Source organism: Pseudomonas sp. MWU347 (assembly GCF_017947305.1).
Taxonomy (GTDB): Bacteria; Pseudomonadota; Gammaproteobacteria; order Pseudomonadales; family Pseudomonadaceae; genus Aquipseudomonas; species Aquipseudomonas putida_A.
Genome location: NZ_JAFGZB010000002.1, coordinates 659,438 through 677,115 on the forward strand (window position 1 = coordinate 659,438; position 17,678 = coordinate 677,115).

Here is a 17,678-nt window from a genome sequence, read left to right on the forward strand (position 1 = left end):
GATTTACCGACAACGAATAACGAACAGGTTACTTCCAGGGCGTGGGCTCACCAAACAACTGCCCCTGCACCCCATACAAGCCCATCTCGCGAATCACCGACAACTCGCCCTCGGTCTCCACCCGCTCGGCAATCAACGGTAGATCGATGCTGTGCGCCGCACGCTGGATCGCTTCGATGAACAGGCGCTTGTCGCTCTCCTGATCGATGGCGCGGATGTAACTGCCATCGATCTTCAGGTACGCCAGCCCCAGCCGCGCCAGGTTGCCGATCATGCTGAAGCGTCCACCAAAGCGCTGCAGGCTCAGGGAGAAACCGAGTTCACGCAGGCGCCGGGTCAACTGCTCCAGCACCGCTTGCTCCGGCAATTGCTCCTCGCCGATCTCCAGCGTCAGGCGCTCGCCGAGGTCGGAGTGTGCGCGCAGAATCTCGAACACTTTGTTCAGCGCTTGTGGATCGGCCAGGGTTGCCGAAGAGAGGTTCAGCGCCAACGAATCCTCATGCCCTTTCATCTGCTCCAGCACGCGCTCGAGCATCAGACGGTCCAGTCGCGCGGTCCAGCCAAAACGCTCGAGCCACGGCAGGAAACGCCCGGCCGGGATGGTCTGGCCCTGTTCATCCAGCAAGCGCGAAAGCACTTTGTAATGCAGCACCAATTGCGTGTCCTGAGCGGCCACCACCGGTTGGAAATACAGTTCGAAACGCTGCTGATTCAGCGCCTGATCGAGCAAGCGATGCCAGGCGTGGTGATCGTCACCGACGTCCGCCACCAGGCTCTGATCGATGCACGCCCAGTTCTGCTCGCCCTGCCCCTCGGCCTGCGCCAGCGCCTGATCGCCCAGGGTCAGTACTGCTTGCGGTGAATCGCCGTGGGCAAACGGGGCGAGGCCAATGGAAGCCACGGCCGGCACATCGGTTGCGCCAGTGGCGTGCAGGCTGCTCAGCGCGCTGTCGAGGTTCTGCGCCAGTTGCAGCGCTTCTTCGCGCACCAGTCCCGGCGCCAGCACGGCGAATTCACCACCGCGAATACGGGTGACGAGGTTCTGGGTTTCCGGATATTTGGCGCACTCGCGGGACAGTTGCTCGCCGACAGCTTTCAACAATTCATCGGTGCGCTGACCGCCCAGACGCTGATTGAGCCCGGCCAGATCCTTGACCCGCAACAGCAGCAGATAACCGGAACTGGCCTGCTCCGGGTTGCTCACGCGGTTATGCAGCTGCATCTCGAAATAGCGCCGGTTGGCCAGCCCCGTGAGGTTGTCCTGATAAGACTCGGCACGCAGTTTTTCGCTGCGCTCGGCCTGCTCCTGGAACAACGCCTTGAGCTTCTCGACCATCTGGTTCATCGCCTGCACCACGCGCCGCAGTTCCGGGGTACGCGGCAACTCCGGCAGGCTGAGGAATTCGCGGCGGGCGATGGCGTGGGACTGCTTGACCATGTAATCCAGCGGGCGCAATTGCCGGCGCAGCAGCAACGCGCCGAGCACTGCACTGACCGCGCCGCACAGCAGCAGCCAGCCGAGGCTGCCCAACGCGCTCTGCCACAGCTTGGCCACGGCAAACATCGGGTGACTGACCACCTCGACCCGCGCCGCCTGCTCCCAGCCACGGCTGACCAGCGCGTCGCCACCGGCCGGTTCCAGGCCGATCAGTTTGACGAACCAGTCAGGCACATTGCTCACCGCCGGAATCCCGCTGCGCTCGACAATGGTCTGGTCGGTCTTGAGATCGACCACGCGGATGCTCGCGTAATAGCCGCTGTCGAAAATCGAGCTGACCAGCAGCTCGACCATCGCCGGGTCGTCGATATTCGGCGTCAGCGACAACGCCAGCGCCGTGGCGGCGTCCTGGGCATGTGAGCGCAGCTGGTTGACGTACTGGGTGCGCGAGCTCTCCAGACTGACCATGAAGCTGCCGGTGAAGGCGACCACCAGGAACAGACAGATAGCGATCAACAGCTGTTTGAACAAAGACATCTGAGCGCGTGCTCCTAGTTAGTCGTTTCGACCGGGAAACCTTCGGCCTGCATTTTCTTCAGCACATCCTGCCAGCGCGACAGGCGTTTGGTGTCACCGACCTTTTTGTTGCCCTTGGCTCCCGGCAGGTACAGACCTTCAGCATTGAAAGAGTAGACCGGCAGCAAGTCGGTTCGCTGGGACGCAGGCTGAATCGGATCGATCAGGCTGTCGAGCACCAGCGGCATGGCATCGGGGGTGGCGTAGTAAGTCAGCACCATGTGTGCGCGATTCTGGCGCAGTGCCTTGACGTAGGTGATGCGCAGCTTGTCACTGGAGACCCCGAGATGGCGCAGGCTGAAATACTTGGCGATCGCGTAGTCTTCGCAGTCGCCGGCGCCTTTCCACAACGCTTCGATGGGCGTCTCCCAATAATCGACCTGCCCCCACAGATCGATATCTTCTACATAACGCACCTGTTTGTTGAAAAACAGGTTCACCACTTTCAGCTTTTCCATCTCGCTGACCTGTTTCTGCGTGGCCAGCAGGTTTTGCCAGGCATCGATCCGCTGCTGCCCGGCACCCAACGGGCCGTAGAGCGCCGTAGCCTTGCGGCTGATCGCGGAAAAATCCCAATCGGCATGCAGGCCGCCCAGCATGACGCCGGCCAGCAACAGTGCGCAGCCTAGCCAGCGCAGAGTCCGGGGGATCGCGAAACGTACCGCCACAGCAGGTTTCCAGGGGGCAGGAAGGAAAGCGTTTGATGGTGAAGCTTAGCCCGGCAAAAAACAATGGCACCATGAGATCATCGCCATCGCGCTAAACTTCATTCAGGACAGCAATCCTTTACATGGTTTGACAACCTGTAGAGCAATCACTAGTGTCTTTGGATCCAAATTCCGTCGTCATTCAGGGTGAGTAGTTGTGACACAGAAGCCCAAACCGCTGCACAGCATCAAAGTCGATGGGCCGATTCCCGCACACCTTGCCCGCTCGATCATCGAAGAAACCCTGCGCTCGGCGATCCTTGACGGTCGCTTGCCGTGCGGCACCGCCCTGCGCCAGCAGGATCTGGCCGACCTGTTCGGGGTCAGCCGCATGCCGGTGCGCGAGGCTCTGCGCCAGCTCGAAGCGCAGGAACTGCTGAGCGTCACCACCCACAAGGGCGCCGTTGTAGCGCCGCTGATCCAGGGCGACGCCACCGAAACCTACGAGTTGCGGATCCTCCTCGAATCCGAGGCCATGCGCCAGTCGATCCCGTTGCTGACCAGCGCCGATCATGCGCACGCCGCCGGCTATATCGAAGAACTCGAAACCCAGCACGACTACAGCGAAATCGGTCGGCTCAACCGTCTGTTCCACATGGCCCTGTACAGCAAGGCACCGAATAAGCGTCTGCTGCGGCTGGTCGAAGACGGCCTCAACGAGGAGGAGCGCTTCCTGCGTTTCAACCTCGAAGCCATGGGCCTGGGCAAACTCTCCCAGGAAGATCACCGCGCCATGCTCCAGGCCGTGATCGAGCGCGATGTCGAGCTGTCGGTGAAGTTGCTCACACATCACCTCAACCGTGGCGTCGAGGTCATCACCCGCTTCCTCGCCAGTCCCGCCGGACAAAACCGCAAGGCCGTGCGCTGACACCCTTCACGCCGGTCTCAGGCCTTCCCGCCTGACCGGCGAATAACCCGCTTACAAATCCTCTCCCCGATCCTCCGCAAACCTGGTGGCGGATCCGCGTGTTCGCTCTAACCTCCCAGCGCTCGCAAGCCCGCCATTGCGGCTCGGCGCGGACGAATCGGTCATAGCCGTCCAGCCAATTTACCCGCACTCTTTAACGGCCACCCCATGAAGAACGGGCGACGCGCCGCACCGCCGGCGCAGTCCCCGCACCAGGAACCTACGGAAGGAGCCTTGCCACGGGATAAAAGGAAGTTACGGCGCCGTTTCCGGCCCACTTTCATTCCTATACATCACATTCAATTTCCGCTTCTTAAAGTTGCTTTGAGTGAGGCATTCACTCTTGTCTTCAATTTTGGCTATTATTTTCCGAAAGGAGCAACTACGCCCAAGTAAAACTTAAACAAAAAGTTTTACCGGGCCGACTCATACTTGAAAAACACACAACTAAAAATAATTAAAAATAAACTTGTTAAGTTATTTGACGATGTATTAGCTTTTCCTCGCCGAGCAGGGTTAACCCCGCAAACACGGCGCAGCTCTGCAGTCAGCCAATAGCCTTGGCAAATAGTCACCAACGCATGGCCGAGAGCCTTTCATGCACTTTGCAAACTTTCATTAATCCGAATGAGGCCCGCGCTCGCCAATAGAAAACATTTCAAACTTATCAAGTCCGTGTTGATGCACTGAACGAGCAACTCCCTCTATTCCAATAACACCGAGGTTCGCCATGATGCCAACTAAAGAACAACTCGCCCTGAAAAAAGCGCAATTGAGCGTTCACCCGATCTTTACCGAGATCGATTCGTTATCGGTACTGCGCCGGTTCATGGAATCCCACGTCTTCGCCGTGTGGGATTTCATGTCGTTGACCAAGCGCCTGCAGCAGGAACTGACCTGTACGCGGCTGCCATGGTTACCGCCACGCGATCCGCATGCTGCGCGGCTGATCAACGAGATCGTGCTCGGCGAAGAGTCGGATGATCGTCCCGCCCACGGCCATTACAGCCATTTCGAGCTGTACCTGGACGCGATGCGCGAAGTCGGTGCGAGCACCACGGCGGTCGAACGGTTTGTCGCGCTGCAACAGGAAGGCGTGAGTTACGACGTCGCCCTGCAAAGCGTTGAGGTTGATCCGGCAGCGGCGAAATTTGTGCGCGAGACGCTGCACACCGCGCTGCACGCACCGGGCCACAGTGTCGCCGCCGCGTTCCTGCATGGCCGCGAAAGCGTAATCCCGACGATGTTCCAGCGCATCCTCGATGACTGGGGGATCGGCATCGAACAGGCACCCACCTTTCGCTATTACCTGGAGCGCCACATCGAGGTCGACTCCGAAGATCACGGCCCGGCGGCAGAGCAACTGCTCGAGCGCCTGGTCGATGGCGATCCGCAGCGTGAAGCCGAGGTCTACGCCAGCGCCATCGCGGCCGTGGAAAGCCGCATCGCCCTGTGGGACGGCCTGCGTCTGAGCATGCGTGAACCTTTGGCGGAGGTGGCCCAATGAACGCCGCCGACTATCAATCCTTCGCCGACGCCTGGGAAACCCGCGCCACCATCCGCACCCGGCCACGGCGTGTTCTGGAAGACGATGAACGCCTGATCTATCCGCTGAGCCGCCAGCCCCTGGTGCTCAGCGAAACCTTCCTGCGCGAGTGCCCGCAGCAGCGTGATTTTGCGTTGGTGCAGACGCTGTACAAGTTCATCAACGACGTGGTGATTTTCGAAACCGAAATCGTCGACCAGACCGCCCGCGCCATCGCCAAGAATCGCTTCGCCGTGCCGTTCCCGTTCGCCTGTCGCTACGACGCCATGACCGTGGTGGTGGACGAGGATTACCACGCGCTGGTGGCGATGGACTTCATGCAGCAGACCGTAGCCATGACCGGCATCGAGCCGATCGAACTGCCCACTGAAATCGAATTGAGCCGGGCAATTCCTGCCGCTGTGGCACTGGCGCCCGAACACCTGCGCAGCGCGGTGGAACTGATCTGCGTGGCCATCGCCGAGAACACCGTGACTGGTGACGTCGCCGCATTCGCCCGGGACGACACGGTCAAGCCGTCGATCAAAGGGCTGATGGCCGATCACCTGCTCGACGAGGGCCGGCACTCCAGTTTCTGGGCGCGCATGGTGCGCATCTATTGGCACACCGCCAATGACGCGGACCGGGAAACCATCGCGCAGATCCTGCCGGTGTTCATCGGCCATTACCTGACCAACGACATCCAGAAGTCCTTCGATCTGCGCCTGATCGACGCCTTGCCGGTCAGCGAGGCAGTGCGCCGCTCGCTCAAGGACGAAATGGCCGGGCTGGCCTTCCCGATCAATCGCCACCATCCGCTGGTGGGCAACATCGTGCGCTTTTTCCACAACAGCTCGCTGCTCGACACGCCGTGCGTGCAGCACGCCCTGCGTGACTATCTGGTTTGATGAGGAGGCCGACATGAGACGTCTCGACATTTTATTGATTGGCGCCAGCCAGGCCATGACCGACCTGGCGCAGGAACTCGAACAACACGGTCACTCCTTACGGCGCAGCGGCGCGGCGCAATCGCCAGTAGATCTGATCATCGACGATGGCTTCATCGGCGCCGGCGATTTCTGCGCCATCCCGCACCTGCATCTGCGCCTGGGTATCGCTGCGCAGCGCCTTGGCGGTTTACCGACGCTCGACCTGCTGTGCTTCCTCGGCTCGTCACTGATCAGCCGTGTGCCGATTGGCGATGAGCCGTCCGGCAATGGTCAGGCACTGCGCCAGCGATTGCTGACGCAGGTGGTAGACGAAGTCGCGCTGCTGGTCAGCCGTTTCTCCCGCGATGCCGAGTATTTTCAGCAGGCATTGCCGGCCACGGCGCCGGACTTTGAACAGGTGGAGGACCTGTCGTTTCTCGACAGTCTGGCTTACGTCCATCGCCTCAACGCCACGACGCATCCGGCATTGTTGCAACAGGCGCAGACGCCGTTGATCGAACGCCTGCAACGCAGCCTGATCGAACACGCCGAGCGACCGGCGCTGCACCTGGCCGAGCACTCGCTCAGCTACCGCCAGTTGCACGCGCACAGCCGTGCGATCCAGCAACGTCTGCAGCCACTGCTAGAGCAGCATCCGCAGCCGTGGATCGTGGGTATCTGCCAGCCGAAAAGCCCGGCGCTGTTCGCCTCGATTCTGGCGGTGCTGGGCAGTGGCGCAGTGTATCTGCCGCTCGAGCCGAGCCATCCGTTGCAGCGCCAGCAATACATCCTGCAAAACGCCGGCGCGGTGTTGTTGCTGCACGACGGCGAGCATCCGCTCGGTGAGTCGATGCCCGGGTTGGATGTCAGTCATATCGACAGTGCCGACGCCGATCTCAGCCAACCGTTGATGCGTCAACGGCCGACGCTTGAAGCACCGTGCATGGCGCTCTACACCTCCGGCACCACCGGGCATCCGAAGGGTGTACTGCTGAGCCAGGCGAACCTCGCGCACTTTACCGCGTGGTACGCCGATTACGTGCAATTGCGCGCCGAAAGCCGGGTGTTGCAGTTCTCTTCACTGAGCTTCGACTCATCGCTGATCGATATCTTTCCGACGCTGCTCGAAGGCGCCGAACTGGTGGTGCCCGATGACACTCAACGCCGCGATCCGCTGCAGTTGGTGGCGTTGATCCGCCGCCGGCAACTGACCCACGCGTTCCTGCCGCCGGCGCTGTTGAGCATCCTGCCGCTGGAGCATTTGCATGGCGTCGAAGTGATGACCGGCGGCGACGTCTGCGAGCCCTTCGTCATCGAGCAACTGACCCGTCAGGGCAAGCTGCACAACCTCTACGGCCCCACCGAAGCGACGGTACTGATTACCGCTCGCCAGCTCAAACCGGGTGACAGCAACCGCACTCTTGGCGCACCGATTGCCAACAGTCAGGTGCTGATTCTCGATGACGATCTGCAACCGGTGCCGGATAACACCGTCGGCGAATTGTTCATCGTCGGCCCCGGCGTTTGCCTCGGCTATCTGAACAATGCGCAGCAGACCGCCGAGCGCTATCTGACCCTGCAACTGCCGCACGGTGAGACCTTGCGCGCCTACCGCAGCGGCGACATGGCCAAGTGGGGCGAACATGGCATCGAGCTGTGCGGACGACGCGACAATCAGGTGAAGATTCGCGGTTTCCGGGTCGAGCCGGAAGAGATCGAGCGCTGCCTGCGCGAGAGCCAGTTGTACCGCCAGGTGGCGGTGGTGATCGACCATCAGCGGCGGATTCTGGCGTTCCTTGCGCAGCCGCAGTCGGACGCTGCCCGCGATCTGTTGAAGGCGCATGCCCAGCAGTTTCTGCCGGACTACATGCAACCGGTGGCGTGGACTGAACTGGCGCAGATGCCGTTCGCCAGCAACGGCAAGGTCGACCGCAAGGCGTTGCTGGAGCTGCCGGTGAGCGTGCAGGACAGCGGCCCGAAATGCCTGCCGGCAAACGCTGACGAAGCGTTGCTGCTGGAGATCTGGGCGGAACTGCTGGAGTTGCCGAGCAGCGATATTTCCACCGACGAAAGTTTCTTCAATCTCGGTGGGCATTCGATTCTGCTGTCGCGGATGTTGCTGCGCTTGCGTGAGGAGTTCGGGCGCAGCATCTCGATCAACCGCTTCATCGAATTACCGACCATCATCAAACTCGCGACGCTGGTGCGCGGTACCGATGACAGCGCGGTGCTCAGCGCCCAGGCCATGGCCGACGCCGAACGCCCGCTGAACATCGAGCCGCTGCCGATCAGTCGCCTGGGCGATGTGCACAAGGTGATTGTCACCGGCGCCAACAGCTTTGTCGGCGTGCACATCGTCGAAGCGCTGCTCGGTTGGGGCGCCAGCGAGGTGGCGTGTCTGGTGCGTGACGGCGGCGGGCAAACCGCGGCGCAGCGGTTTGCTCAGGCGCTGCGTGAGAACCGCCTCGAGCACCTGGATCTGAGTCGGGTGCGGATCTATTCGGCAGACCTCACCCGCCCGCAACTGGGCCTGACCGACGACGATTATCAGCGCCTCGATCGCGAGTTCGGCGCACTGGTGCACAACGCCGCCAACGTCAACCACGTGCTCGATTACGAGTCGCTGGCAGCGGATAACGTCGAGCCGATTTTCGAGCTGCTGCGCCTGTGTGAAGGACGCAGCAAAAAGGTCTTCAACTTTGTCTCGACGCTGTCCGCTTCAAGCACCGTCGATGGCGAAGGCCGAGTACTCGAATTGCCTGCCGCGCCGACCCCGCCGATCTACATCCGCAACGGCTACAACCTGTCGAAGTGGGTCGGCGAACGCATCCTTGAACGGGCGCGCGAGCGGGGGGTGTGGGTCAACCTGTATCGCCCCGGCAACATCAGTTTCAACAGCCTGAGCGGCGTCTGCCAGCCGCACAAAAACCGTTTGATGCTGATGCTCAAGGGCTCGATCCAGCTCGGTCAGGTGCCGGCCTTTGCGCTGAATTTCGACCTGATGCCGGTGGACTTTCTAGCGCGTTTCATCGCCTTCCACGCCAGCCGTTATTCGACCGAAAGAGCGGTGTTCAACCTGCACAACCCCGAACCGCTGAGTTGGGATGCCTACGTCGCTTCGTTCCGCGAAACCGGCAGCGAGTTTTCGCTGGTCAGCGTCGCCGACTGGCAGCAGCAACTGGGCCGGGTCGATGCCGACAACGCGCTGTTCGGCGTGCTCGGTTTCTACCTCAACGGCTTCGAGGAAGACATCGGCGACATCTCCCTGATCGGCCACGCCAACGCTGAAGCCGGCGTGCAACAGATGGGCGCGCACTACCCGGAAAAATCCCCGGCGCTGCTGCGTCGCGGCTGCGATTACCTGAAACAGATCAACTTCATCTGATTCATCCAAAAAAGGAGCAACACCATGAGCAATCTGCAACCCGACACCCTGATCAAAAACCCGCACGGCTGCCACGTTGTGTCGTCGGTGGAAGTGCCGGCGGACGCGGCGCAGGTCTGGGCGGTGGTCGGCAATTTCGCAGGCTTCGACCGATTCATTCCGGCGCTGTCGCACATCGACATGACCGGCGACGGCGTGTCTTCGCTGCGCAAGAAATTCTTCAAGGACGGCAACGTGGTGGTCGAACAACTCAACTCACGCGATGAGCAGGCGCGCGCCATGACCTGGACCACGATCTACAACACGCTGGGCGTGGCGAATTTGTGGGCGGCGATGAACGTGGAATCTTTGGGGGCGGGCAAGTCGCGGGCGACCTGGACGATCATTGCCGAGCCGGCTTCAGGTGGGGAGGAGGTGCTGCCGGGGTTCAAGGATTTCGTGCAGGGGTTCGCCGATGATGCGATGGGGAATGTGCTGAAGCTGTTTGTCTAAGGCTTCGGTTTGGCAGTGACTGATCTGCCGCAATCGCGAGCAGGCTCACTCCTACAGTTGGAATGCGTTCCCCTGTAGGAGTGAGCCTGCTCGCGATCAACGATAACGCGGTCTCGAATCTGAAAATCAGATCTTGAAGCTATCGACCAACTGCTTCAACCGATTCGCCTGCTGCGACAACGCATCACAATCCTTCAACGTTTCATTGAGGTTGGCGACGCTCTGCTGGTTCAGCAGGTTGATCTGGTTGACGTCGACGTTGAGGGTTTCCACCACCGCCGTCTGCTCTTCGGTTGCAGCGGCCACCGACTGGTTCATGCCGTCGATTTCACCGATGCGCTGGGTCACGCTGACCAGGCGCAGACCGGCCTGATTGGCCACTTCCACGCTCTCTTCGCTGGACGCCTGACTGGCGTTCATGGTGGTCACCGCTTCACGCGAACCGACCTGCAAGGAGGTGATCATCTTGTGGATCTCTTCCGCCGATTCCTGGGTGCGATGGGCGAGGTTACGCACTTCGTCCGCCACCACCGCAAAACCGCGCCCGGCTTCACCGGCACGGGCCGCTTCAATCGCCGCGTTGAGTGCCAGCAGGTTGGTCTGCTGCGAGATGCCTTTGATCACATCGAGGATGTGGCCGATGTTGTCGGTGCTGGCATTCAGGGTTTCGATCTGGGTGCATGACAGGCTGATCTTCTGCGACAGCTCGGTCATCGCCTGAATGGTCTGCTCGACCACCTGACGACCGTCATCGGCCTGCTCGCTCGCGCCGCTGGCGTGCTGCGAAGCGTCGGCGGCGTTGCGGGCGATTTCCTGAGTGGCGGCGCCCAACTGGTTGATCGCGGCGGCCACACTGTTGGTGCGCGCGCTTTGTTCGTCGGAACCGATGATCGAGGCGTTGGACGAGGCCATTACCCGTTGCGACAGGTCGTGCACATGACGGGTAGCCGAGGACACTTCGGAAATCGACGCGTGAATGCGCTCGACGAACTGGTTGAACGCGCTGCCCAGTTCGGCGAACTCATCCTTGCCTGCCACGACCAGACGCCGGGTCAGGTCGCCTTCGCCTTGAGCGATGTCCTGCATCGCGCGGCCCATGGTGGTCAGCGGACGCATCAGGACGTTGATCAGCAGGCTCAGCAGCAGCGCAATCGCCGCGACCGCGACGAACATCGCGATCAGCGCCGAAGTACGGAACTGGCTGAGGGCGGCGTAGGCCTTGTCACGATCGATCGACAGCCCGATGTACCAGTCGGCATTCGGCAAACCGCTGACCGGGGTGAACGACAGGATGCGTTCCTGGCCGCTGAGCACCACGTTCTGGTTGCCCTTCTCGATGCGCACGCCGGCGTTCGGGTAGATGTCCTTGAGGTTCTTCATCACCTGGTCTTTGTCCGGGCTGACGATCACTTGGCCGTCACCGCTGACCAGGAATGCGTGGCCGAGGCCACCGAAGTCCACCGAGTTGATGATCTTCACCAGGGTTTCCAGGCTCAGGTCACCGCCGACCACACCCAGCAGTTCGCCATTCTTTTTCACCGGCATGGCGATGGTCACGACCAGACCACCGACCGCCGCCATGTATGGCGGGGTCAACATGGTTTTGTCGGCGACCACGGCCTGCTTGTACCAAGGGCGCTGACGCGGGTCGTAGCCGTCGGGCATCTTCGCGTCAGGGCGCTGGGTGAACACTCCGTTGGCCTGACCGACGTAGGTGAACTGGAAGTTCGAGGTGAAGGCCGGTTGATCGACCAGCCCCGGGAAGTCGGCGTCCTTGCCCTGATGGGCAACGTTCTGCGCGAGGTTTTCCAGCACCAGAATTCGCCCGCTCATCCAGTTCTGCACGCTGCTGGCGGTCAGATCGCCGGCCTGCTGCACAGACGACTGGAGGTTCTGGCGAATGGTGTTGCGCTGCAGATAGTCGTTGTAGAGGGTGAACAAAGCGAAAGCCAGGACCACGACGCCCGAGGCGGCCAACAGGATTTTATGGCTGAACTTGAGATTCATTTCATGGGACTTCTTATGCAAAAGTGGGGATGCGTTCCGGGATGCAACATTCCATGTACAGCGCAGGCGGCGTTCTGACGGCCGCTCTACTTTGGTGCACGCATGTCTCACCAGTCTGTCGGCACCATTCACGGAAATCTTAGGGCTGCGTGGGAAATGGCCTGCATTTCTGTCAGATTCCCGCCGAACGGCGTGCCAGAGCGTTCGCCACGAAGTTTTTTTGCTGGATCTCCGAGCAGAGGTTGCAAAATTCGCAGCCCCCGATAAAAATGCGACTAATTATCATTTGTGACGTTCGGGCTGTCGCGTTCATGTCCTCACCTGAGTTTGCAGTGCAGGCGCTTTACAGGAGTCATCACGGCTGGCTCAACGCCTGGCTGCGGGCGCGGCTGGGCAATGCCGCGGATGCCGCAGATCTGGCCCAGGACACCTTCGTCCGCCTGTTGCAGCGCAGCGAACGCCTGGAACTCAAGGCGCCTCGCGCATTTTTACGCACCATCGCCCGTGGCCTGGTGATCGATCATTGGCGTCGTGAAGAAATCGAACGCGCCTATCTCGAAACCATCGCCCATTTGCCCGAAGCCGAAACCCCAAGCGCCGAAACCCGCGCGCTGGTAATCGAGTTGCTAGAGAGCATCGCGCGCATGCTTGAAGGCTTGCGACCGAAAGTGCGTCAGGCGTTTCTGCTGGCGCAGTGCGAAGGTTTGACCCACAAGCAGATCGCCGCGCAGATGGGCTTGTCACTGCGTTCAGTCGAACGTTACGTCGCCGATGCGCTGTATCACTGCTACGTGTTGCGGTACGCAAGTTGATGCCTGTGGATAACAACTCAGTCGCGCGCCGCGCCGAGCCGCAGCAACAGGTGGTCAAGCAAGCCATCCACTGGTTGCTGCGGCTGCGTAACAACCATGGCAATGCGCGCCTGAGTCATCAGTGCGACGCGTGGCGCGCCGAACATCATGAACATGAACTGGCCTGGCAGCGCGTGCAGTCGCTGCAGGCGGAATTGAGCCATAACCTGCGCGCAGTGCCCGGCGCGCACGTGGCGCTGAACACACTGGAAAACAGTGCGCAAGGACTCGGACGGCGACAGACCTTGAAGCTGCTGTCTGGCGCGGTGCTGATGGGCTCCGCGGCGTGGCTGGCCAAGGACACCTCCGTCTGGCAGCAGTGGCGCGCTGATTACGCTACGGCGACCGGCGAGCGTCGCGGGTTCCAGTTGCCCGACGGCACGCGGATCGAGCTGAACACTGCCAGCTCAGTGGATCTGGACTACACCGCGCAGCAGCGGCTGATCAAACTCACTCGCGGCGAAATCATCGTCACATGCGGCGGTAACGATGAAGGCGCGACGTTCAACCGGCCACTTCGCGTGCAAAGTCGTCATGGTATTTATGAGCCGATAAAAGCCCGCTTCATCCTGCGTCAGGACAGCGATTGCACACGGCTCACCGTCAGCTCCGGGAGCGTCGTCATCCGCAGCGGCGCAACCTCCGTCGAGGCACTCGCGGGGCAGACCTATCTGATCGATCATCATCAGGTGCGCCCGGCAGCGCCACTGGATATGGACGTGGGCGCGTGGGCCGATGGTTTGATTGTGACCCGCAATATGCGCCTGGGCGATTTCCTCAATGAAGTCGGGCGTTATCGTCAGGGCTTTGTGACGTGCGCGCCACAGGTGGCGGACTTGCGCCTCTCCGGAGTGTTCCGCCTGGAGGACACCGACAAGCTGCTGGCCATCCTGCCGCAGACCCTGCCGGTGCAACTGCGTTATCGCACCCGATGGTGGGTCACACTCGAGGCGGTGGCCTGAAATTATTTTGGCGGGTTTTCGCGACAAGTCCGGCTTGGTCAGTAAGCACTTCAACTCAGCCTTTGCGACTTGCCACGGAAACCGACAATGACTGTCCGCCTCACCTGTAAGAAACCGCTGAATTTCACTGCCGAATCGGGCCTGCTGCGCCACGCCGTTCGCGCCGCCCTGCTGTCCACCGTTCTGGGTGCCGGTGCGCTGCCCGGCCTGAGCGTCGCCGCCCCTGCCAGTGAAGCGAGCAGTCATCGCTACAGCATCGGCGCCGGCCCGCTGGGCGAAGCGCTGAACCAGTTTGCCCGTCAGGCCGGCATTACCCTGGCGATGACTCCGCAGCAAACGCAGGGACAACAGTCTCCGGGCGTACAGGGCGAATATTCAACTGATCAGGCGTTGAGCCATTTGCTTAGCGGTTCGGGCCTGGAAGCAGTCAGCCAGGACGGCAGCAGCTACGTCCTGCGTCCTGTCAGTGAAACCGATGCGCTGGCACTGCCAACCACCGATATCAAAGGTTTCGCCCTCGGCAACGCACTCGGCAGCATGGAAGGCTATAACGCCACCCACAGCCAGATCGCCACCAAGACCAGTACCGCGTTGCTGGAAACTTCGCAAAGCGTTTCCGTGGTCACCCGCGAGCAAATGGACGATCAAGGCTCGCAGACCGTCTCCCAGGCGATGCGTTATACCCCCGGCGTGCTGACCAACCCTTACGGGGCGACCCATCGCTACGACTATGTGGCGATGCGCGGCTTCAACGATGGCTCGGTGGATAATATCTACCTCGACGGCCTCAAGTCGATGGGCGACAGCGGGACCTACAGCACCATGCAGGTCGATCCGTATTTCCTCGAGCGCGTGGATATTCTCAAAGGGCCGTCGTCGGTCTTGTATGGCCGCAGTTCGCCCGGTGGCCTGGTGGCGCTGACCAGCAAAAAGCCGTTGTACGAGGCCTATCATCAGGTTCAGGCCACGGTCGGTACCCAAGGTCAGCGCGGGGTCGGTTTTGACTTCAGCGGTCCGGTCGATGACGACAAGCGCATTGCCTATCGTCTGACCGGTTTGACGGATCGGTCCGACACACAATTCGACCACAACAAGGAAAAACGCTTCGCCCTCGCCCCGACCCTGAGTATCGATTTCACTGAAGACACCTCGCTGACACTGCAGGCGTATCTGCAGCACGATCCGGATGGCGGCTACCACGGCGGCGTGCCGGCGGACGGGACGATTCATCAGCGCAACGGCAATCGCATCTCGCCGCACTTCTTCGAGGGTGAGCCGAGGATTGATGGCTACTCGCGGGATCAGCAATCGTTCGGCTATCAGTTCGAACATCGCTTCAACGATGTCTTCACGGCGCGGCAGAATTTCCGTTACCTCGACTCCAAGGTCAACATGGATCAGGTCTACGCCTACGGCTGGACGACGCCAACCAGCAACGAACTGAACCGCTACTACACCGGCGGCGATGAACGTCTGCATGCGTTCATCGTCGACAACATGCTGCAGGCCGAATTCTTCACCGGTGCCACCAAGCACACCGTGTTGATGGGCGCCGACTATCAACGGCGCAAAACCGTGGTCGACTGGACCAGTGGCGGCCTGGCCCCGATCAACGCGTTCAACCCGGTCTATGGCAACTCGGCGATCGATATGTACGGCGACACCAGTTACCTGCGGCGCCTGGAGCAGACCGGGGTCTACCTGCAAGACCTGATCGAGATGAACCAGTGGCGGTTCTCGGTGGGCCTGCGTCAGGACTGGGTCGAGACGTCGGATGAGAACCGTATCGCCGAAGCGGGCCGTCCGGTCGGTACTGAAATCAATGACCGTCGCACCAAACTGACCGGCCGTGCTGGCGCGTTGTATCTGTTCGATAACGGCCTGGCGCCGTACATCAGCTACTCCGAGTCGTTTAACCCGAACTCGTATGCCGACAGCGCTGGCAATCCTCTGCCTCCGACCGATGGCACACAGTGGGAAGTCGGCCTGAAGTACCAGCCGCCGGGCACCGACAACCTGTTCACCGCCTCGCTGTTCCGCATTGATCAAGAAAACCTGGCGACCAAACTGCCGCAGGAAAACTTCTACCGCGCGGTAGGCGCTGTCCGTTCGCAAGGGCTGGAACTGGAAGCGCACATGCAGTTGACCGACAACCTGAAAGTACTCGGCAGCTACACCTTCACCGATATCGAGTACTCGAAGTCGATGGTCAGCACCTTGAGCACGCCGACCGATGTGATCGAGAACAAAGGCAACTCGCCGACTCAGGCACCGCGGCACATGGCGTCGTTGTGGGCTGACTACAAATTCGACAGTGCCGCACTCGACGGCCTGCGCCTGGGCGGTGGTGTGCGTTATGTCGGTTACAGCTGGGCGGATGCGGAAAACACGCTGAAGGTACCTGCCTACACCTTGTTCGACGCATCTATCGGTTATGACCTGGGCAAGGTCGGCTTGAAGGGCGTCGACGTGCGCCTGAACGCGAACAACCTGACCAATGAATCCTACGTAGCCTCCTGCGCGAGTCTGAACTTCTGCTACATGGGCGAAGAGCGCAACGTCGCCGCCACGGTCAGCTACCAGTTCTAAACCTTTGCCTTGTGCATAAAAAGGCCAGCCCCTGTTTTCAGGGGCTGGCTTTGTCGCTTCTGTGGGGAAATTCTCATGCGCGCATTGTTGGTGTTGTTGCATCGCTATATCGGGCTGGCAACAGCGGTATTTTTACTGCTGGCCGGGATCACCGGGAGCATTCTGGCGTTTAATCATGAGCTGGATGAGTGGCTGAATCCGAAGTTCTACGCGGCCTCATCTGAGGGGCAAAGATTGCCTCCCGGGGCGTTGGTCGACGCTGTGCAGACCACGCATCCGAAGCTGCAGGTCTGGTACATGGAGTATCCGGACGAGTTGGGGCATACCGCGCTATTGGCAGCTGTTCCACGTAAGGATCCGGCGACGGGCAAACCGTTTGATGAGCGCAATCAGGTGTTCTACCTGGACCCGGTGAGTGCCGAGCAGAAAGGGCAACGTTACTGGGGCGAGTGCTGCTTTTCCCGGGAGAACTTCATTCCGTTCATTCTTGAGTTTCATTACAACTTGACGCTGCCCGGAAACTGGGGCTTGTGGTTGATGGGGCTGGTTGCCAGCGCCTGGGTGATCGATTGTTTCATCGCGCTGTGGCTGACGTTTCCTCGTGGCAAGCCGTTCTGGAAAAAGTGGTCGGCGGCCTGGAAGATCAAGGGCGGCCACGTTTATCGACTCAACTTCGATCTGCATCGGGCCGGTGGATTGTGGCTGTGGTTGTTGTTGCTACCGATTGCGGTCAGCAGTGTCGCGATGAACTTGCCCAGTCAGGTCTTCAAACCGGCGGTGTCGCTGCTTTCACCGATCGAGCCGAGCGTTTATGAGGCTCGAGGGCGAATGCCTCCATCTGAGTTGGGGGTGACACAGTTGAGTTATCAACAGGCGTACGAAAGGGCATTGGTCGAGGGGAAGAGGCTAGGACTGACAGCGGCGATCGGGGAGTTGTATTACAGCTTTGAGTACAACTTCTACGGCGCAGGACTCGGGCATCACGACACTGAAGCGCATGGCAAGTCCTGGTTGTTTTTTCACGGTACTGACGGGCGATTATTAGGTCAGGAAATTGCCGGACAAGGGACACTGGGGGAACGGTTTTACCGCTTGCAACTACCGATACATGGCGGACGGATCATCGGCTTCACCGGGCAAGTGATCATCGCGGTATTGGGGGTTGTGATTGCGGGGCTGTCAGGGACTGGCGTCTACATCTGGTGGCGCAAGTGGCAGGCCCGGCGCATCAGCAAGGCTCGCAAAGCGGCCTGAGTTTTGGGAGCCCTGAAACGACAAAACCCCTGTCTGCGTTAGCAGACAGGGGTTCT

The 17,678-nt window shown here is 60.6% G+C and carries 12 protein-coding genes; 9 read left to right on the top strand and 3 right to left on the bottom strand.

The features are described 5' to 3' along the window. Window positions 1-28 precede the first annotated feature (28 nt). Window positions 29-1,975 (bottom strand): cyclic di-GMP receptor LapD, encoded by a 1,947-nt coding sequence (lapD, locus tag KCG87_RS06455; protein ID WP_139053425.1) that lies wholly within the window; start codon window positions 1,973-1,975, stop codon window positions 29-31. A 14-nt stretch (window positions 1,976-1,989) separates the two neighbouring features. After that, window positions 1,990-2,682 carry a cysteine protease LapG gene (lapG, locus tag KCG87_RS06460; protein WP_007962016.1) on the bottom strand — a complete coding sequence of 231 codons (693 nt, stop codon included), beginning with the start codon at window positions 2,680-2,682 and terminating at the stop codon, window positions 1,990-1,992. A gap of 196 nt (window positions 2,683-2,878) precedes the next feature. Between lapG and KCG87_RS06465 the strand changes: the two genes are divergently transcribed. From KCG87_RS06465 to KCG87_RS06485, 5 genes are all read left to right on the top strand, one after another. After that, the gene (locus tag KCG87_RS06465; protein WP_135294689.1) at window positions 2,879-3,589 is read left to right on the top strand and encodes a GntR family transcriptional regulator; all 711 of its coding nucleotides are present in this window, start codon (window positions 2,879-2,881) and stop codon (window positions 3,587-3,589) included. A gap of 769 nt (window positions 3,590-4,358) precedes the next feature. Further along, window positions 4,359-5,135: a DUF3050 domain-containing protein gene (locus tag KCG87_RS06470; protein WP_135294688.1), complete on the top strand. Its 777-nt coding sequence runs from the start codon at window positions 4,359-4,361 to the stop codon at window positions 5,133-5,135. Beyond that, window positions 5,132-6,061: a diiron oxygenase gene (locus KCG87_RS06475; protein WP_135294687.1), complete on the top strand. Its 930-nt coding sequence runs from the start codon at window positions 5,132-5,134 to the stop codon at window positions 6,059-6,061. Before KCG87_RS06470 ends, KCG87_RS06475 begins: the two co-directional genes overlap by 4 nt. A 13-nt stretch (window positions 6,062-6,074) precedes the next feature. Then, on the top strand, window positions 6,075-9,467 hold the full coding sequence (locus KCG87_RS06480) for an amino acid adenylation domain-containing protein (protein WP_210556939.1): 3,393 nt from the start codon (window positions 6,075-6,077) through the stop codon (window positions 9,465-9,467). 24 nt (window positions 9,468-9,491) lie between these two features. Beyond that, the gene (locus tag KCG87_RS06485) at window positions 9,492-9,959 is read left to right on the top strand and encodes an SRPBCC family protein (protein ID WP_134785117.1); all 468 of its coding nucleotides are present in this window, start codon (window positions 9,492-9,494) and stop codon (window positions 9,957-9,959) included. A gap of 126 nt (window positions 9,960-10,085) precedes the next feature. Here KCG87_RS06485 and KCG87_RS06490 read toward each other — a convergent pair whose 3' ends face one another. Further along, window positions 10,086-11,966 carry a methyl-accepting chemotaxis protein gene (locus KCG87_RS06490; protein ID WP_135294684.1) on the bottom strand — a complete coding sequence of 627 codons (1,881 nt, stop codon included), beginning with the start codon at window positions 11,964-11,966 and terminating at the stop codon, window positions 10,086-10,088. Between the two features lie 311 nt (window positions 11,967-12,277). Here KCG87_RS06490 and KCG87_RS06495 point away from each other — a divergent pair, with 311 nt between their 5' ends. The 4 genes from KCG87_RS06495 (at window position 12,278) to KCG87_RS06510 (ending at window position 17,622) form a co-directional block, all read left to right on the top strand. After that, window positions 12,278-12,778 (top strand): sigma-70 family RNA polymerase sigma factor, encoded by a 501-nt coding sequence (locus KCG87_RS06495; RefSeq protein ID WP_098966527.1) that lies wholly within the window; start codon window positions 12,278-12,280, stop codon window positions 12,776-12,778. Further along, on the top strand, window positions 12,778-13,779 hold the full coding sequence (locus tag KCG87_RS06500; protein WP_210556940.1) for a FecR family protein: 1,002 nt from the start codon (window positions 12,778-12,780) through the stop codon (window positions 13,777-13,779). The genes KCG87_RS06495 and KCG87_RS06500 overlap by 1 nt, the downstream gene beginning before the upstream one ends. 87 nt (window positions 13,780-13,866) lie before the next feature. Beyond that, the gene (locus KCG87_RS06505) at window positions 13,867-16,368 is read left to right on the top strand and encodes a TonB-dependent siderophore receptor (protein ID WP_210556941.1); all 2,502 of its coding nucleotides are present in this window, start codon (window positions 13,867-13,869) and stop codon (window positions 16,366-16,368) included. 75 nt (window positions 16,369-16,443) lie between these two features. Continuing rightward, window positions 16,444-17,622 (top strand): PepSY domain-containing protein, encoded by a 1,179-nt coding sequence (locus KCG87_RS06510; protein WP_135294682.1) that lies wholly within the window; start codon window positions 16,444-16,446, stop codon window positions 17,620-17,622. Window positions 17,623-17,678 lie beyond the last annotated feature (56 nt).